The organism is Methylobacterium sp. CM6257, from assembly GCF_054611515.1.
The window spans coordinates 2,396,319-2,411,325 of record NZ_CM137735.1 but is presented as its reverse complement, the minus strand read 5'-3'; the positions used below and the strand labels follow the sequence as shown (position 1 = coordinate 2,411,325).

At 68.9% G+C, this 15,007-nt stretch carries 17 protein-coding genes; 11 read left to right on the top strand and 6 right to left on the bottom strand.

Features of this window, described 5'->3' with window-relative positions:
- Positions 1-143: 143 nt before the first annotated feature.
- Entirely contained in the window at positions 144-1,646 is a 1,503-nt protein-coding gene (locus ACYCO6_RS11890; protein ID WP_459771969.1) for a capsular polysaccharide export protein, LipB/KpsS family, read from the bottom strand.
- 334 nt (positions 1,647-1,980) lie between these two features.
- Between ACYCO6_RS11890 and ACYCO6_RS11885 the strand changes: the two genes are divergently transcribed.
- The 4 genes from ACYCO6_RS11885 to ACYCO6_RS11870 all read left to right on the top strand — a co-directional run bounded on the left by ACYCO6_RS11885 (position 1,981) and on the right by ACYCO6_RS11870 (position 5,522).
- The gene (locus tag ACYCO6_RS11885; protein WP_459771968.1) at positions 1,981-3,288 is read left to right on the top strand and encodes a capsule biosynthesis protein; all 1,308 of its coding nucleotides are present in this window, start codon (positions 1,981-1,983) and stop codon (positions 3,286-3,288) included.
- Between the two features lie 110 nt (positions 3,289-3,398).
- On the top strand, positions 3,399-4,166 hold the full coding sequence (locus tag ACYCO6_RS11880) for an SDR family NAD(P)-dependent oxidoreductase (protein WP_459771967.1): 768 nt from the start codon (positions 3,399-3,401) through the stop codon (positions 4,164-4,166).
- Positions 4,166-5,026 carry a formyltransferase family protein gene (locus tag ACYCO6_RS11875; RefSeq protein ID WP_459771966.1) on the top strand — a complete coding sequence of 287 codons (861 nt, stop codon included), beginning with the start codon at positions 4,166-4,168 and terminating at the stop codon, positions 5,024-5,026. Before ACYCO6_RS11880 ends, ACYCO6_RS11875 begins: the two co-directional genes overlap by 1 nt.
- 85 nt (positions 5,027-5,111) lie before the next feature.
- A complete protein-coding gene (locus ACYCO6_RS11870; RefSeq protein ID WP_459771965.1) occupies positions 5,112-5,522 on the top strand; it encodes a flagellar basal body rod C-terminal domain-containing protein in 411 nt (136 codons plus the stop codon).
- Here ACYCO6_RS11870 and ACYCO6_RS11865 read toward each other — a convergent pair.
- Positions 5,506-6,909, bottom strand: a complete 1,404-nt coding sequence (locus ACYCO6_RS11865; RefSeq protein ID WP_459771964.1) for an amino acid permease — start codon at positions 6,907-6,909, stop codon at positions 5,506-5,508. The two genes, ACYCO6_RS11870 and ACYCO6_RS11865, sit on opposite strands and share 17 nt — an antisense overlap.
- Positions 6,910-7,016: 107 nt before the next feature.
- On the opposite strand from ACYCO6_RS11865, the gene ACYCO6_RS11860 reads away from it, so the two are divergent.
- The 5 genes from ACYCO6_RS11860 to ACYCO6_RS11840 all read left to right on the top strand — a co-directional run bounded on the left by ACYCO6_RS11860 (position 7,017) and on the right by ACYCO6_RS11840 (position 11,355).
- Positions 7,017-7,256: a hypothetical protein gene (locus ACYCO6_RS11860; protein WP_459771963.1), complete on the top strand. Its 240-nt coding sequence runs from the start codon at positions 7,017-7,019 to the stop codon at positions 7,254-7,256.
- Between the two features lie 24 nt (positions 7,257-7,280).
- Positions 7,281-7,616 (top strand): GYD domain-containing protein, encoded by a 336-nt coding sequence (locus ACYCO6_RS11855; RefSeq protein WP_459771962.1) that lies wholly within the window; start codon positions 7,281-7,283, stop codon positions 7,614-7,616.
- Between the two features lie 616 nt (positions 7,617-8,232).
- On the top strand, positions 8,233-8,502 hold the full coding sequence (gene rpsO, locus ACYCO6_RS11850; protein WP_459771961.1) for a 30S ribosomal protein S15: 270 nt from the start codon (positions 8,233-8,235) through the stop codon (positions 8,500-8,502).
- Positions 8,503-8,709: 207 nt separating this feature from the next.
- Positions 8,710-10,929 carry a polyribonucleotide nucleotidyltransferase gene (gene pnp / locus ACYCO6_RS11845; RefSeq protein WP_459771960.1) on the top strand — a complete coding sequence of 740 codons (2,220 nt, stop codon included), beginning with the start codon at positions 8,710-8,712 and terminating at the stop codon, positions 10,927-10,929.
- A 204-nt stretch (positions 10,930-11,133) separates the two neighbouring features.
- Positions 11,134-11,355, top strand: coding sequence for a YgaP-like transmembrane domain (locus tag ACYCO6_RS11840; RefSeq protein ID WP_012317941.1), 222 nt, complete (start codon positions 11,134-11,136; stop codon positions 11,353-11,355).
- Between the two features lie 105 nt (positions 11,356-11,460).
- Here the strand turns inward: ACYCO6_RS11840 and ACYCO6_RS11835 are convergent, their stop codons facing one another.
- On the bottom strand, positions 11,461-11,724 hold the full coding sequence (locus tag ACYCO6_RS11835; RefSeq protein ID WP_459771959.1) for a GlsB/YeaQ/YmgE family stress response membrane protein: 264 nt from the start codon (positions 11,722-11,724) through the stop codon (positions 11,461-11,463).
- A 181-nt stretch (positions 11,725-11,905) separates the two neighbouring features.
- On the opposite strand from ACYCO6_RS11835, the gene ACYCO6_RS11830 reads away from it, so the two are divergent.
- Together ACYCO6_RS11830 and ACYCO6_RS11825 are read left to right on the top strand one after the other, a co-directional pair.
- Positions 11,906-12,262 carry a RidA family protein gene (locus ACYCO6_RS11830; protein WP_459771958.1) on the top strand — a complete coding sequence of 119 codons (357 nt, stop codon included), beginning with the start codon at positions 11,906-11,908 and terminating at the stop codon, positions 12,260-12,262.
- Entirely contained in the window at positions 12,259-13,386 is a 1,128-nt protein-coding gene (locus ACYCO6_RS11825; protein WP_459771957.1) for a polyamine ABC transporter substrate-binding protein, read from the top strand. The genes ACYCO6_RS11830 and ACYCO6_RS11825 overlap by 4 nt, the downstream gene beginning before the upstream one ends.
- Before the next feature lie 261 nt (positions 13,387-13,647).
- On the opposite strand, the gene ACYCO6_RS11820 is transcribed toward ACYCO6_RS11825, so the two are convergent.
- From ACYCO6_RS11820 to ACYCO6_RS11810, 3 genes are all read right to left on the bottom strand, one after another.
- Complete coding sequence (locus ACYCO6_RS11820) at positions 13,648-14,061, bottom strand: DUF3597 domain-containing protein (RefSeq protein WP_459771956.1); 414 nt, start codon at positions 14,059-14,061, stop codon at positions 13,648-13,650.
- A gap of 100 nt (positions 14,062-14,161) precedes the next feature.
- Positions 14,162-14,329 (bottom strand): hypothetical protein, encoded by a 168-nt coding sequence (locus tag ACYCO6_RS11815; protein WP_459771955.1) that lies wholly within the window; start codon positions 14,327-14,329, stop codon positions 14,162-14,164.
- Positions 14,330-14,672: 343 nt separating this feature from the next.
- Positions 14,673-14,996: a hypothetical protein gene (locus ACYCO6_RS11810; protein ID WP_459771954.1), complete on the bottom strand. Its 324-nt coding sequence runs from the start codon at positions 14,994-14,996 to the stop codon at positions 14,673-14,675.
- Positions 14,997-15,007: the final 11 nt, after the last annotated feature.

Here is a 15,007-nt window from a genome sequence, read left to right as displayed (position 1 = left end):
GTCCGGCCGGAAAGAGCGCGCTGTAGCAATGGGTTATGAGCCGTTCCTGATCCAGGATGATCAGGCCCGGCCCGCGGGCTTGCCGCTGATTCACAGCTTTAGCAGCAGGCGCCATCGCTTTGGTGTCGCACTAGGGCCACGTCCTACCGCGGACCGCCCCCGGCCTCGCGGCCGACGCCGCGGCGGTTGCGGAGCGCCCGCACGATCGGGTTGAACAGCCCGTAGCGCGCGCGCATCAGCAGATGGGCCGTGCGGCCGATGGAGAGGGCGCTACGCGGCGCCGCCTCCCGGGCCGCGCTCAGGCGGTCGAGAAGCTGCTCCGGGCTGCACGGCTTCATCGCCACGGGATCGAGGTAGCGCGGATAGAGGATCATCGCGCCGGCGACCAGCTCGTCGAGGCTCAGCTTTCGGCCGCGGTCGGCCCCCGGGGCGAGATCCTCCGACAGGCCCCATCCGGCGTAGAACGGGCGGCCATGCGTCGCCACCGTGAGCCCGCGGATCAGGGCCTCGAACCCCGCCAGCGACGTCATGGTCTCGACGTGATGCACCCGGTCGAGAAGGTCGACGATGCTGATGCCGGCCACGATCCGGTCGGCCAGCGTCAGCGCCTCCGCCTCCGGGATGATGCCCGGGCGGAAGCCTGCCTCCACGTCGGGATGCGGCTTGTAGAGCAGGAAGGCGTCCGGATTGCGCCGCCGCGCCGCCTCCAGCAGGGCCCGGTTCGAGCGGACCAGCGGGGAGCCGTGCCGCACCGAGGCGTCGTCCTCCACCTGCCCCGGCACCAGCACGATCCGCCGCCCGGCGGGCCAGTCGAGCGCCGCGGCGTCGAAACCGACATTATACTTGCTGAGCCGGCGCGCCACGACCTCCTCGCGCAGGCGCCGCGCCCGGGCGATGAGATCCGGGGTGAACTCGGATTCGGCGAGCAGCCGCTGCAGGCGGCTCTCCCGGCGCGGGTCGTAGTAGATGCCGAGATCGTCCACCACGATGGATGCGCCGGGCTGGAGGCTCGCGCCGAGGCCGACGGAGCGCAGGAATCCGTCCTCCACCCGGGCGAGCGGCAGGCCGGCCCTGGCGCAGGCCTCCTCCAGCTGGCCCGGTGCCCGGGTCGCCCAGGCGAGGATGCGGCCATTGTGGCGCCTTCCTGCCGCGACGGCGGCCTCGGCGGTCATGGTGTGGACCGGGTGCCCCGCGGGGCCGGCGCCGAGCACGTCGAGGGCCGGCCGCTTCCAGCGCGACATGCCGACATAGACGACGCGCCGGTCGTTCTCGGCGAAGCGCGCCGCGAGCCACGCCACCCGCTCGGCGCAGGCTTCGCGGCCGATCGGCGCCCGGGTCCAGGGATCGAGGTAGTGGATGCCGCCCTCCCCGCCGAACGGTACACCGTCGAGGGCAATCCGCAGGGACGCGAACCCGGTCTCCGGCCGGTCGTACGGGCTGAGGAGCGGCCCGGGCGCGACCACGAGGCGGCGGCGGCCCGCCACCGCCAGCAGGCGGTCCGGCAGGCTCCCCGTGCCCCAGACTGCGCCGACGGCGCCGGGGCGCGCCGGCGCGAAGGCGAGGCCCGTCGCAGCCTCGATCTCCGCCCGGAGGCCGTGGATCGTCCGGCCGGTCGCGTAGAGCGACGGGGTCGGTTCAGGGGACATGATCTGCGCGTCCGGCTCCGGTCGGTCGATAGGGTCCGCCCGCCTGTAGCGCATTTTCGCGCGGGAGGGATGGGCGTGGAAGGCGGGGACAACCTCGCCCGACGTCACGACTGCCACGGGCTGGAAAGGATTCGGACATATCGTCGCCGCGATTGCCCGCTCAATCCGCACCGTAGCCGCAGAAGCGCGACCGTTGCAGACGGGTCACGCCGGCGCGGAAAAGCCGTGCTGCGGCACAGCCTTGGATTGCCGGGCCGCTAGGCACCGTGCCACCTCATGGTCTCTCATCGGCTCGGCTTGTCCGGCCAAGGGTCAAGGATAGAAGCGCCGCGGAATGCAACAGCCCGCCCCCGACGCCCTCCGCGACCGCCCCGCGACCTTCCTCTTCCTGCAGGGCATCGCCACGCCGTTTTTCTCTGACCTCGGCAAAGCGCTGCGCGCGCGGGGGCACAACGTCCGGCGCATCAATCTCTGCCCCGGCGACTGGCTGTTCTGGAACGGCGAGGCGGACAATTACCGCGGCCGCCGTGAAGCCTGGGGCGAGTACCTCGAGGCCTATCTCGACCGCGAGCATGTGACCGACATCGTGCTGTTCGGCGATTGCCGGCCGTTCCACAAGGCGGCCCGGATGATCGCGGAGTACCGCGGTCTGCGGGTTCACGTGTTCGAGGAGGGCTACATCCGCCCGAACTGGATCACCTGCGAGCTCGGCGGCGTGAACGGCTTCTCGTCCCTGCCGCGGACGGCCGCCGAGATCCGCGCCCTGGCGCGGCGCCTGCCGCAGCCCGGTCGGGCGATGCCGTCGACCGGCGACATGGCCCGCCGGAGCGTCTGGGACGTCGGCTACAACCTCGCCAACGTCCTGTTCCCCTACCTCTTCCCGCATTTCCGCAGCCACCGGCCGACCCATATCGCCGCCGAATATGCGGGCTGGATCAAGAAGTTCGCCCGGCGCGCCCATACCCGACGCGAGGCGGCGCGCTGCGACGAGATCTACCGCGCGGTGGGCTGCGACTACTTCCTGTTGCCGCTCCAGCTCGACAGCGACTATCAGATCCGGGTCCACTCGCCCTTCCTCGGGGTCGAGGGGTTCATGGACCGTGTGATCAAGTCTTTCGCGGACGCCTCCTCGGTGCCGACGCGGTTGCTGGTGAAGCTTCACCCGCTCGACAGCGGCCTGATCAACTGGCGCAAGTTCGCCCGCGCCTCGGCCCGGCGCCACGGCGTCAGTGACCGCCTCGACTTCATCGATGGCGGGGACCTGCCGGCCCTCATCAAGGGCGCCCGCGGCGTGGTGATCGTCAATTCGACGGTGGGCATGCTGTCCCTGGAGATGGGCTGCCCCACCCACGCGGTCGGAACCGCGATCTACAACATGGCCGGCCTGACCCATCAGGGGGACCTTGACGGGTTCTGGAAGAATCCGACGCCGCCCGACATGGACCTGATGGCCGATTTCCGCCGCGTCGTGCTGCACCGGACCCAGGTCAACGGCGGCTTCTTCTCCAAGGAGGCGATCGACCGGGCCGTGGCGGGCTCTGTGCCGCGCATGGAATCGGCCCTGCCCGATTCCATGCTGGCGGCGGCGCGGGCGATCCGCGAGGCGGCCGAGCGGGATGGGGAACTCGCCCCGGTCTACTGAGCGGAATCCGACCGGGCCGGGTCGTTCGGCGGCGTTTGATACGGCTTTCGCCGCCGGTGAGTCTTTCCCGACCTTGATCTTTCCACACTCCGCGGCGTAGCACCCGGGGCATGCCCCGCATTCTGATCACCGGCGCGTCGAGCGGCATCGGCGCTGCGCTGGCGCGCCACTACGCGCAGACCGGCGTGAGCCTCATCCTCGTCGGCCGCAACGCCGAACGCCTGGAGACGGTCGCCCGGGATTGCCGCGCCAGCGGCGCCGCGGTCGAGACCGCCCGCCTCGATACCCGCGACCGGGCCGCCACGGTGGCGCTCGTCCGCCGTGCGGACGCGGAAGCGCCCCTCGACCTCGTCATCGCCAATGCCGCGGTGAACGGCGGCAACCAGGAGGGGCAGGTCGAGACCGAGGACGTGGCCTTCGAGACCGCCGACATCAACTATACGGGCTCGCTCAACGTGATGCTGCCCGCCCTGACGCTGATGCTCCAGCGCGGGCGCGGCCAGATCGTCCTGATGTCGTCTCTTGCGGCCTACGCCCCCTTGCAGGACGCACCCGCCTATAGCGGCGCCAAGGCGGCGCTCGTCGCCCACGGCCTCGCCCTGCGCCAGAAGGTCGAGCCCCGGGGGGTGAAGGTCAACGTTGTCACCCCGGGCTACGTGAAGACGCCGATGGGCGGCGAGCTGAAGGGCTGGCGCCCGTTGGAGATCAGCGCCGAGGACGCGGCCGTGCGCATCGCCAAGGGCATCGCGGCCAACCGCGACGTGATCGCCTTCCCGTTCATCCTCACGGCCTTGGCCCGCACCGTCCTGCTCCTGCCGGAGAACGTCCGCAAGGCTGGCCTCTACGCTTTCCGGTTCCAGCGGCGGAAGCGGCGCTGATGGCGCGCGCCCGGATCGCGCTGTTCGTTCTGGAGGCGCTGCCGAACGCCCGCGTGGTCCGCCGGCTCGTGGCCGACCATCGGGCCGACATCGCCTTCGTGGGGCTGTCCAACGCCGAGCGGCCCTCGAGCGGCGGCCTGACCGGCCAGATCCGGCGGCACCTCGCGCGCTCCGGCGCCGGGATCCTGCCGTACCTCGCGGTGAATTTCGGGCTGCCGGACCTTCTGCGCCCGCTCGCGCCGCTCACCCAGGCGGCGGCCGGGAGCACCGACGCGCCGGAATCGACGCCGCTCAAGACCCTGTGCGGGCGCCTCGGCATCCCGACCCTGAACGTCGACGACGTCAACGGTCCGGAAGTCGCGCAGAAGCTGCGCGAGACCGCACCCGATGTGATTTTGACCTACCATTTCGACCAGATCCTGAAGTCCGAGACGATCGCGCTGGCGCGGCTCGGCGGCATCAACGGCCATCCCGGCCTGCTGCCGCGCCATCGCGGTCCGGTCCCGACGATCCACGCTTTGGCCGAAGGGCCCGGCAGCTTCGGCATGACCCTGCACCGGCTGGCCGCGACGATCGATACCGGGGCGATCCTCGCGCAGGAGGCGGTGCCGCTGCCGGCCGGGACCACCGCGACCCACGCATCCGTTGCGCTCCACGCACACGGGCGCGGCATGCTCGACAGCTTGCTCGACGTGATCGCGCGGAACGGCGCCCTGCCGGAGGGGCGGAGTGCCGAGGTGCTGCCCTACTGCCCTTTCCCGGACCGCGCCATGCTGGCCGCCCTGCGCCGCCGGGGCCTGCGGCTGACGGACAGTCGCGATCTTCGCGAGGCGCTGAGCCTTTCCGGCAAGGCAGAGTAGGCCCCGGAGCCAGCGCCTTAACCGACCGTTAAGCCTGTCCCGAGAAGGTTCGCTGCGTCGCCCTCGTCGCCGATCAGCCCCGCGCATGCCGGATACCAGCGCCCTCCACTCGGCTTCCGACGCGCTGGCCTCCGGCCGGCAGGTGCAGAGCGGGCGGATCCGTGCGATCTCCGAGAACATCGCCAACGCCGATTCGGCTCCGACGACGCCGGGTGGCACGCCCTATACCCGCAAGATCGCGATGTTCGCGCCGGTCATCGCCGACAGCCCGCACAGCCCGGTGGGGCGCATCGTCCGCGACAGCGGCGATTTCCGCAGGCGGTACGACCCGTCCCACGTCGCGGCCGACACCCGCGGCTACGTCCGGCTGCCGAACGTGAACATCGCCGAGGAATCCGCCGATCTCCAGCGGGTCATCCGGAACTACGAGCTGAACCTCAGCGCCTCGGCCTCGATCGACACGCTGACCCAGGCGACGATCAACCTGCTCGGATGAACCGGGCGTTCCGCCGACCATAGCCGGCGTAGATCGCGAGCCCGATCGCCAGCCAGGCGGCGAGCCGGATCCAGGTATCGGCCGGCAACGAGGCCATCAGCGTCAGGCAGGAGAGGATGCCGAGCCCGGCAACGAGCGTCACGGCCGGCACGCGGAACGGCCGTGTCCGCTCGGGCTGCGTGCGCCGCAGGATCAGCACGGTCGTGCAGACGAGGCTGAAGGCCAGGAGCGTGCCGATGCTGACGATCTCGCCGAGGATGGAGATGGGCACGAGCCCCGCCAGCGTCGCCGTGAAGAGCCCGATCACCAATTGGCTCGCCACGGGCGCCCGCGTCACCGGATGGACCCGGCAGAACAGCCTGGGGAGCATCCCGTCGCGGGCCATGGCAAAGAAGATCCGCCCCTGGCCGTAGAGGGCGGTCAGTGCCGAGGTGGTCAGGCCGATCAAGGCGCCGATCTTGATGAGCGTCGAGAAGCCGGACAGGCCGATCGTGTCGACCGCCTTGGCCACCGGGTCGGCGACGTCCAGGTCCCGGTAGGGCACGAGGCCGGTGAGCACGGCGGCCATCGCCACGTACAGGATTGTGGTGATCAGGAGCGACCCGATCAGCCCCACCGGCGCGTCACGCTGCGGCGCGTGGCACTCGCCCGCGGCGGTCGCCACGGTCTCGAAGCCCACGAAGGCGAAGAACACCACCGCGGCGCCGCGGAACACGCCGCTCCAGCCGTAGGTGCCGAACGTGCCGGCGTTCTCCGGCACGAACGGGTGCCAGAGTTCCGGCCTGAGATGCGCGGTGCCCACGCCCACGAAGGCCAGGATGATCGCCACCTTGCAGGCCACCAGGAACCCGTTGACCAGGGAGGCCTCCCGGGTCGCGCGGAACAGCAGGGCCGTGAGCAGCAGCACGATGCCGGCCGCAGGCAGGTTCACCACGCCGCCCTCCCCAGGGGCCGCGGCCAGTGCGGGAGGCAGCGTCAGGCCGAACTCCGCCGCGAGCGACTGTGCGTAGCCGGACCAGCCGACGGCCACCGTGGCCGCCGCCACGGCGAATTCGAGCACCAGATCCCAGCCGATGATCCAGGCGGGGAACCGGCCCAGGCTCTCCCTCGTGTACGTGTAGGTGGAGCCTGCCTCCGGAATCATCGCGGCCAGTTCGGCGTAGCACAGGCCGACGAACCCGCAGGCGATCCCGCCGATCACAAAGGACAGGCTGAGCGCGGGGCCCGCATATTGCGCTGCGGCCGTCCCCGTCAGCACGAAGATGCCCGCGCCGATCGTGGCGCCGATCCCGATGCCGACGAGGCCCGAGGCGGTGAGGCTCCGCGCGAGGTCGCGGCCCTGTCCGGAAGTCCGTGGGGCGCCTGTCGTCAGGCCCGGCTCCGCCATTGCGCATCCTCTCCTGCAGAGCGTTGTTCAGGCGGGCCCGATGGCAAGCCTCGCGCCGGTCGAGTCAAGGGGGTGTTGGAACTCAGCCATCCAAGGATTACGGCAAGGTGGAGGAGTTCAACCAGCGCTTCACCGACAGGGCCGTCAGACGGCGCAAAGATGTGCGCGCGGTGCGCTCGTCCTGTTTCAGGCCATGGCACCCGTCACGGCATCGGGTAATCGGTTCTATCGCTTCCGTTGGTGACTATTTCACGCCAGATCGTTATTTCATCGAGAAACGCACAAGAAATCATAATGCTGCATCGATTGATGTGGCGCAAAGAGTTGATTCTTTATGCTGCGCATGATTGTGACCTCGGAAGGAGGAAGTCATGCCGCTCTTCATCACACAGGGCCGCTTTACGCCGGAGGCGCTTCGGGGAATGCTGGCAAAACCGGAGGACCGGGAGACTGCCATCCGCAATCTTTTCGCGCGATCGGAGGGCAAGCTCATATCTTACTATATGACCTTTGGGGATTTCGACTTTCTGATCGTTTCAGAGGCGCCATACGAAGGCGTCGCGACCTCGACGCTGGTTGCGGCCGCGACTGGAGGGGTAACCGACCTCAAGGCAACGCTCGCCATCACATCGGCGGATATGCAGAAGGCATTCACCAAGGCTGGATCGATCGCAGCGCAGTTCAGACCGGCCGGAATGCAAGGTTAGTGTCTGCCCCCCTGAGATAATCGAACGCCGCGGCAGGGCAAAGAATGCCGCTGAAGCTGGTGGCCGTCTTCTCACAGCGGGCCGCAATGGCCCGCCCTTTTTTCGATGGGTCCGCAAGGTGGGGCCGTCGGACGCATCAGGCGACACTGGCCTCTAACGACGGCCACCTTGCGGACGCCGTACCGCCGGCCGAGTCGCCTCCCCCAACCATACGGGTATCCGTCCGCAAGACCCCGCCGCTCAGGCCGCAGGGCCGGATGAAGGCACGGCGACCACGGAGGCGTCACCGTTCCCTCGGCGGAGCCGCTTCGCGACGCTTCCGGTCTGCAAGTCCGGATAGAGTCCGCTTCGCCGCACCCGTCCGGGCACGGGGCGGTGCGGGACCGAGCGCAGGACTCGCCGCGCAGCGGCCCGCCCGCAAACGGAACGCAGCGGGCTGGCATATCCGGCGGTTTCGTGTATGGATCGCGCGGCCTCGACCCGGGTTACCGGGCGGGGCTTGAGCCGCTTGGCGCTGTGACCGTGCTGGACGACATCCCGGCACCGGCCGAACGCCGAGCCCGCGCGCGCCTGGATGGGGCGCCGCATCCGACCAGCACAACCCGAAAGGCACGCGATGTCGATCACGGCAGAGCGCAAGACCGCGCTCATCAAGGAACACCGCAAGGACGCCAAGGACACCGGTTCCCCGGAGGTCCAGGTGGCGCTCCTCACCGAGCGGATCACCAATCTGACCAACCACTTCAAGACGCACGGCAAGGACAACCATTCCCGCCGCGGCCTCCTGAAGCTGGTCTCGCAGCGCCGCTCGCTGCTCGACTACGTCAAGCGCAAGGACGAGGCCCGCTACCGCGCCCTCATCGAGCGTCTCGGCATCCGCCGCTAAGGCGACACGCGCGGTCCTGAGCCCGGCTCGGGGCCGCGTTTTACGATCTCGGGATGCCGGAATGGGTCCGGCCTCCCGGCAAGCGGGCCGCTTCGAGGCGCCAGCGTCGGGGCAGGATCGCGAGACACTTCTCCAGAGAAGTGTCTCGCCGTCTTGCCCCCGGGCGGCGCCGGGCTAAGGCCCGCCGCAGGCAAGGAAGAGACAGGAATGTTCGACGTTCAACGCGAAGAGCTGATGTGGGGTGACCGCAAGCTCGTGCTGGAGACCGGTAAGGTCGCCCGCCAGGCCGATGGCGCCGTCGTCGCCACCTACGGCGAGACCTCGGTGCTCGCGACCGTGGTCGCCGCCAAGGAGCCCAAGCCCGGCGTGGACTTCATGCCGCTCACCGTGAACTACCAGGAGCGCGCCTATGCGGCCGGCCGCATCCCCGGCGGCTACTTCAAGCGCGAGGGCCGTCCCTCCGAGAAGGAGACGCTGGTCTCCCGCCTCATCGACCGCCCGATCCGCCCGCTCTTCGTCGAGGGCTGGCGCAACGACACCCAGGTCGTCGTCACCGTCCTGACCCACGACCTTGAGAACGATCCCGACATCGTCTCGATGGTCGCGGCCTCCGCGGCGCTGACCCTCTCGGGCGTGCCGTTCATGGGCCCGATCGGCGCGGCGCGCGTTGGCTACGTCAACGGCGGCTACCGGCTGAACCCGCTGGTCACCGAGACCAAGGATGAGTCGTCCCTCGACCTTGTCGTCGCCGGCACGCAGGACGCGGTGCTGATGGTCGAGTCGGAGGCCAAGGAGCTCTCCGAGGACGTGATGCTCGGCGCCGTGATGTTCGGCCACAAGCACTTCCAGCCGGTGATCGAGGCGATCATCCGCCTGGCCGAGAAGGCCGCCAAGGAACCGCGCGACTTCCAGGCCCCCGAGAACGCCGACGTCGAGAAGGCGGTGCTGGAGGTCTGCGAGGCGGAGCTGCGCGCCGCCTACACCAAGACCGTGAAGCAGGAGCGCTACGCCGCCGTCGACGCCGTGAAGGCGAAGGTGATGGCCGCGCTGTGCCCCGAGGGCGCCGAGAAGTTCCCGGCCGAGAAGGTCAAGGCCGCCTTCAAGGAGGCCCAGTCGAAGGTGGTCCGCTGGAACATCCTCGACACCGGCTCGCGCATCGACGGCCGCGATGTGAAGACGGTCCGCCCGATCCTCTCCGAGGTCGGCGTGCTGCCCCGCGCCCACGGCTCGGCCCTCTTCACCCGCGGCGAGACCCAGGCGCTCGTGGTGGCGACGCTGGGCACCGGCGAGGACGAGCAGTTCATCGACGCGCTGGAGGGCACCTACAAGGAGCGCTTCCTGCTCCACTACAACTTCCCTCCCTATTCCGTCGGTGAGACCGGCCGGATGGGCTCCCCGGGCCGTCGCGAGATCGGCCACGGCAAGCTCGCCTGGCGGGCGATCCACCCGGTCCTGCCGCCGGCCCACGAGTTCCCCTACACGATCCGCGTCGTGTCGGAGATCACCGAGTCGAACGGCTCGTCCTCGATGGCCTCGGTCTGCGGCGGCTCGCTGTCGCTGATGGATGCCGGCGTGCCGCTGCGCCGTCCGGTGGCGGGCATCGCCATGGGCCTCATCCTGGAGGGTGAGCGCTTCGCGGTGCTCTCCGACATCCTGGGCGACGAGGACCACCTCGGCGACATGGACTTCAAGGTGGCCGGCACCGAGGAGGGCGTCACCTCCCTCCAGATGGACATCAAGATCGCCGGCATCACCGAGGAGATCATGCGGGTCGCCCTGAGCCAGGCGAAGGAGGGCCGCGCTCACATTCTCGGCGAGATGGCGAAGGCCTTGACCGCTGCCCGTCCGGAGCTCGGCGAGTACGCGCCGCGCATCGAGACGATGCAGATCCCGACCGACAAGATCCGCGACGTGATCGGCACCGGCGGCAAGGTGATCCGCGAGATCGTCGAGAAGACCGGCGCCAAGATCAACATCGAGGATACCGGCGTCGTGAAGATCGCTTCCTCGGACGGGAAGGCCATCAAGGCCGCCTATAACTGGATCCGCTCGATCGTGGCGGAGCCGGAGGTCGGCGTGATCTACGACGGCACGATCGTGAAGTGCATGGAGTTCGGCGCCTTCGTGAACTTCTTCGGCGCCAAGGACGGCCTCGTCCACATCTCGGAACTCGCCGCGAACCGGGTCGCCAAGGTGACGGACGTCGTCAAGGAGGGTGACAAGGTCAAGGTGAAGTTCCTCGGCCAGGACGACCGCGGCAAGATCCGCCTGTCCATGAAGGTCGTCGACCAGCAGACCGGCGAGGACATCACCGAGAAGGTGAAGGCCCAGCGCGACGCCGAGCGGGCCGAGCGCGGCGACGAGCCGCGCGAACCCCGCGAGGGCGGCCGTCATCGCGGCGAGCGCCGCCGCGAGGCCGGCGAGTAAGCAACCATACGCACCCGCGCGGGCCCAGGCCGGCGCGGAAGCTCATGCAGAGGCGCGGTCCCCCGGGGCCGCGCCTTTTTCGTCTCTGCGTTGGGACGATGCGTTGGGACGATCGATCTCCGCAACGCGGGTCTCCGCGGCGCGGCGACGGGGAACGGGCCGCCGGATGCCGCGTTCCCCCGCGACTTCACACCGGAGACCTTCATGGCCAACGACATGATGCACGACATCTTCAGCGGACAGCCGAATCTCTCGACCACCGAGCGCGCCGTCTCGGTGGCGCTGGGCCTCGGCATCGCCGCTGCGGCCGCGCAGCCGCGGCCCAACAAGCTCCTGAGCCTGCTGGCTCTGGTCGTCGGGGTCGGCTTGGCGGTGCGCGGCGCCACTGGCCACTGCGCCGTGAAGGCTGCGTCCGAGCATTTCTGAGCGCCGGGCAAGCACGGATCGACCGGATTCCGGCCGGAGATCGCGGTCAAGAAAAAGGGGCGCCCTGCGGGGCGCCCCTCGTCGTTTCCGATCGTGCGGAGACGGTCAGATGGTCGTGCTGCGGCGGCTGGCGATCAGGCCGTAGATGAACAGCACCACCACGGCGCCCACGATGGCGCCGATGAAGCCCGCGCCCTGGTTCGGCCCGTACCAGCCGACGGCCTGCCCCAGGAAGGTCGCCACGAAGGCGCCGACGATGCCCAGGATCGTGGTCAGGATGAAGCCCGAAGGCTCGTTCGGCCCCGGCATCAGGAACTTGGCGATGACGCCGGCGAGAAACCCGATGATGATGGTCCAGAGGATACCCATGACAAACCCCAAAGCACGACAGTCGATGCCGGCAGAACGCTTCGCGGACCGCGACGGTTGCCCGCACCCCGGGCCGGGACGACGATTTTCCTCCGGTTCCCGCGGCGCGTGACCGCGCGGCTCTTTACGGCCGGGCCGCTGCGGCGGCAGATACGCCGGTTTTGAGGGTATGGAGACGGGTATGGACATTCAGCGGATCGAGCCGGGCAAGCGGATGTCGCAGGCCGTCACCTTCGGCGACATGGTCTACCTGGCCGGGCAGGTCGCGTCCGACACGGTCGGTACCGGGGTCACGATCCAGACCCAGCAGATCCTCACGGAGATCGACCGGCTGCTGAGTGCGGCCGGCAGCGACAAGGAGCGCATCCTCTCGGCCACCGTCTACCTCGCCGACATGGCGACCTTCGCCGAGATGAACGCCGCCTGGGACGCCTGGGTCTCGAAGGAGAACCCGCCGGCCCGCGCCACCGTCGAGGCCAAGCTCGCCGGGCCCGAATATCTCGTCGAGATCGTGGTCGTGGCCGCGAGGAGCCGGTGAGCGCTCGCCGTCGCGTCGTCCTGGCGGCCGTCGCGGCCGCCCTCGCGGGGGGGCTTCTGGCGGCCCTCCCCCTCGCACGGCCGGCTCCGGCCGCCGAGGAGCGGGTCGTCAACATCTACAACTGGTCGGATTATATCGACCCGAAGGTCCTCGATGCCTTTACTCGCGAGACCGGCATCAAGGTCGTCTACGACACCTACGACAACAACGAGATCCTGGAGACCAAGCTGCTGGCGGGCCGCTCCGGCTACGATATCGTCGTCCCGTCGGGGCCCTACCTGCAGCGGCTGATCCGGGCCGGCGCCTTCCGGCCGCTCGACAAGTCGAAGCTGAAGAACCTCGGCAATCTCTGGCCGGAGGTCACGGGCCGGCTGGCGGCCTACGATCCCGGCAATACCTACGCCGTCGATTACATGTGGGGCACCACCGGCATCGGCTACAACGTCGCCGCCCTGCGCGAGCGCCTGGGCGCCAACGCGGCCGTGAACTCGTGGAGCCTCGTCCTCAATCCGGCCTCCGCGAACAAGCTCAAGGAGTGCGGGATCATGATGCTCGACTCTCCCGAGGATCTGATCCCCAGCATGCTCCCGGCCTTCGGGGCCAAGGCGGATTCCAAGCGCTGGGACGACATGACCCTGGTGACCGACGCCCTCTACAAGGTGCGGGGCAGCGTGCGGAAGTTCCACTCGTCGGAATACATCCAGGCCCTCGCCAACGGCGATATCTGCGTCGCGGTGGGCTATTCGGGCGACGTAATGCAGGCGAAGCGCCGCGCCGACGAGGCCAAGAACGGGATCGAGATCGCCTACGTGGTGCCCAAGGAGGGCGCGCTGATGTGGTTCGACACCTTCGCGATCCCGAAGGATGCCGCCCACCCGGCCGAGGCGCTGGCCTTCATCGATTACATGATGCGGCCCGAAGTGGCGGCGGCCAACACGAACTTCGTGTCCTATGCCAGCGGCAATCTCGCGGCGAAGAAGTTCGTGAAGCCGGAGATCCTGAACAATCCCGGCATCTACCCGGATGAAGCGACGATGCAGCGCCTGTCGACCAACACCGCCTGGGACGACCGCACGCAGCGCTTCGTCACCCGGCTGTGGACGCGGGTCCGCACCGGACGCTGAGCAGGGAGCCTGGTCTGCCAAGCGGCCCGGCGATGCTGGTGGTGCGGCGCCGGGGACCGGGGCACCCGCATCGCCGCAAAGCTCGATTGTGCTGGGACGTCCGGACCACCCCTCATCCTGAGACGTCCGCTGCGCGCCGGCGCCTCAGGATGAGGGCGCGGATCTGGCTCCGGACGAGGCGGTCCCAGGGACGATCGCGTGCCGGAACCGCTCCCCTCCAGGGCGGACGTGAGCGGCCCCGGCTCCCGTCTCCGATGCGGCCTAGTGCTTGAGGTCGTCCGGGACCTTGCCGCCGTTCTCCGCGAGCTTCTGCATCACCTGCTTGTGCAGCCAGATGTTCATGGTGGCCGAGTCGTCCTTGTCGCCGGTGTAGTGCAACTCGTCGGCGAGTTGTTTGCGCGAGGCGAGGCCGGAATCGAGGCCGAGCAGCTTCATCAGGTCGACGATCGAGTGCCGCCAGTCGAGCTTCTGCGGGTTTTTCTCGGCGAGGCTGGTGAGGACGGCCGCGACATCCACGGGCTCGTTGCCGCCGGAGCTTCCGGGGGCCGATGGCGTGGACGGGGTCGTCGAGGTGGCGGGGCCGCCCGAACCCGCGGTCGGCGAGGGCGCGGCCTCCGCGGTCCCGCCGCCGAACGGGTGGAGGATCTTGCCGACGATGCTGCCGAGGAGGCTCATGGGTCCGCTCCGATAATCGACGCCCGACCTCCGTGCCGGGCTGGCGTTTAACCGGTTGTTCGGCGTGACGTTCCGAGGTTCGGGTTTCGCGATGCGCTGTCTAGCCGCGGGCGCCGTGCAGGGCGATGCCGAGCAGGCACAGGCCGAGAACGATGCAGATTCCGCTCCAGCGTTCCAGGACGGCCGCGCGTGTCGGATGGCGCAAGGACAGGCCCGCGAGACTCACACCGCAGATTAAACAACCCAAGCTCATCACGACGACCAGCACGTTCCCTTGATTCCGGAGTCGGTATGCCTAGCAATAATCAAGTTTATCAGACATTCTACGGAGAAAATCGCGACACCACAGGGAAAACTGCGTACCGCGCGCCGCTTATGCAATCCGTCCCCGTGAAATCACCGGAATATAATCTGAAGTTGCGAACTGATATCAATAGACAGGTAATATGTCTCGCGATAAATCAGAACTAACGAGGTATCGACCATTAACAATTGTGATAAATCGCTGCCCGTCGGGTGCTGCGGGTTCAGGGCGCGAAGAGCCGCCGCTCGGTCCGGCCCAGGAACGGCGGTGAGGCGAACTTCGATCCGTTGCGATGGGATGCCGGCGGTCAGGCCCGTTCCGACAGGGCGGCAATGATGGCGGCCCGCTCCTGCGCCAGCGTCTCACGCGATTCCGTCCGGCCGGCGCGGCCGTACCAGTAGCGCGCGTTGCCGGCATCGCCCTCGATCCGGTGGAGATGAGCGTGTACCCAGGCGGCATCGGGACTGGCCGCGTCCTGAACCAACGCATGCGCCCTCTGCCAGGCAGACGAATCCGGTCCGGATGGGTCCTTGGCGAGCCACCAGAGCGCGGCGAGCGGCGCCGGCCAAGTCTGGGGCGGCGCGTCCTCGCTCAGGGTCGCCGCGAAGGCGGCGGGCAGGCTCTCGGCCAAGGGGCACTCCA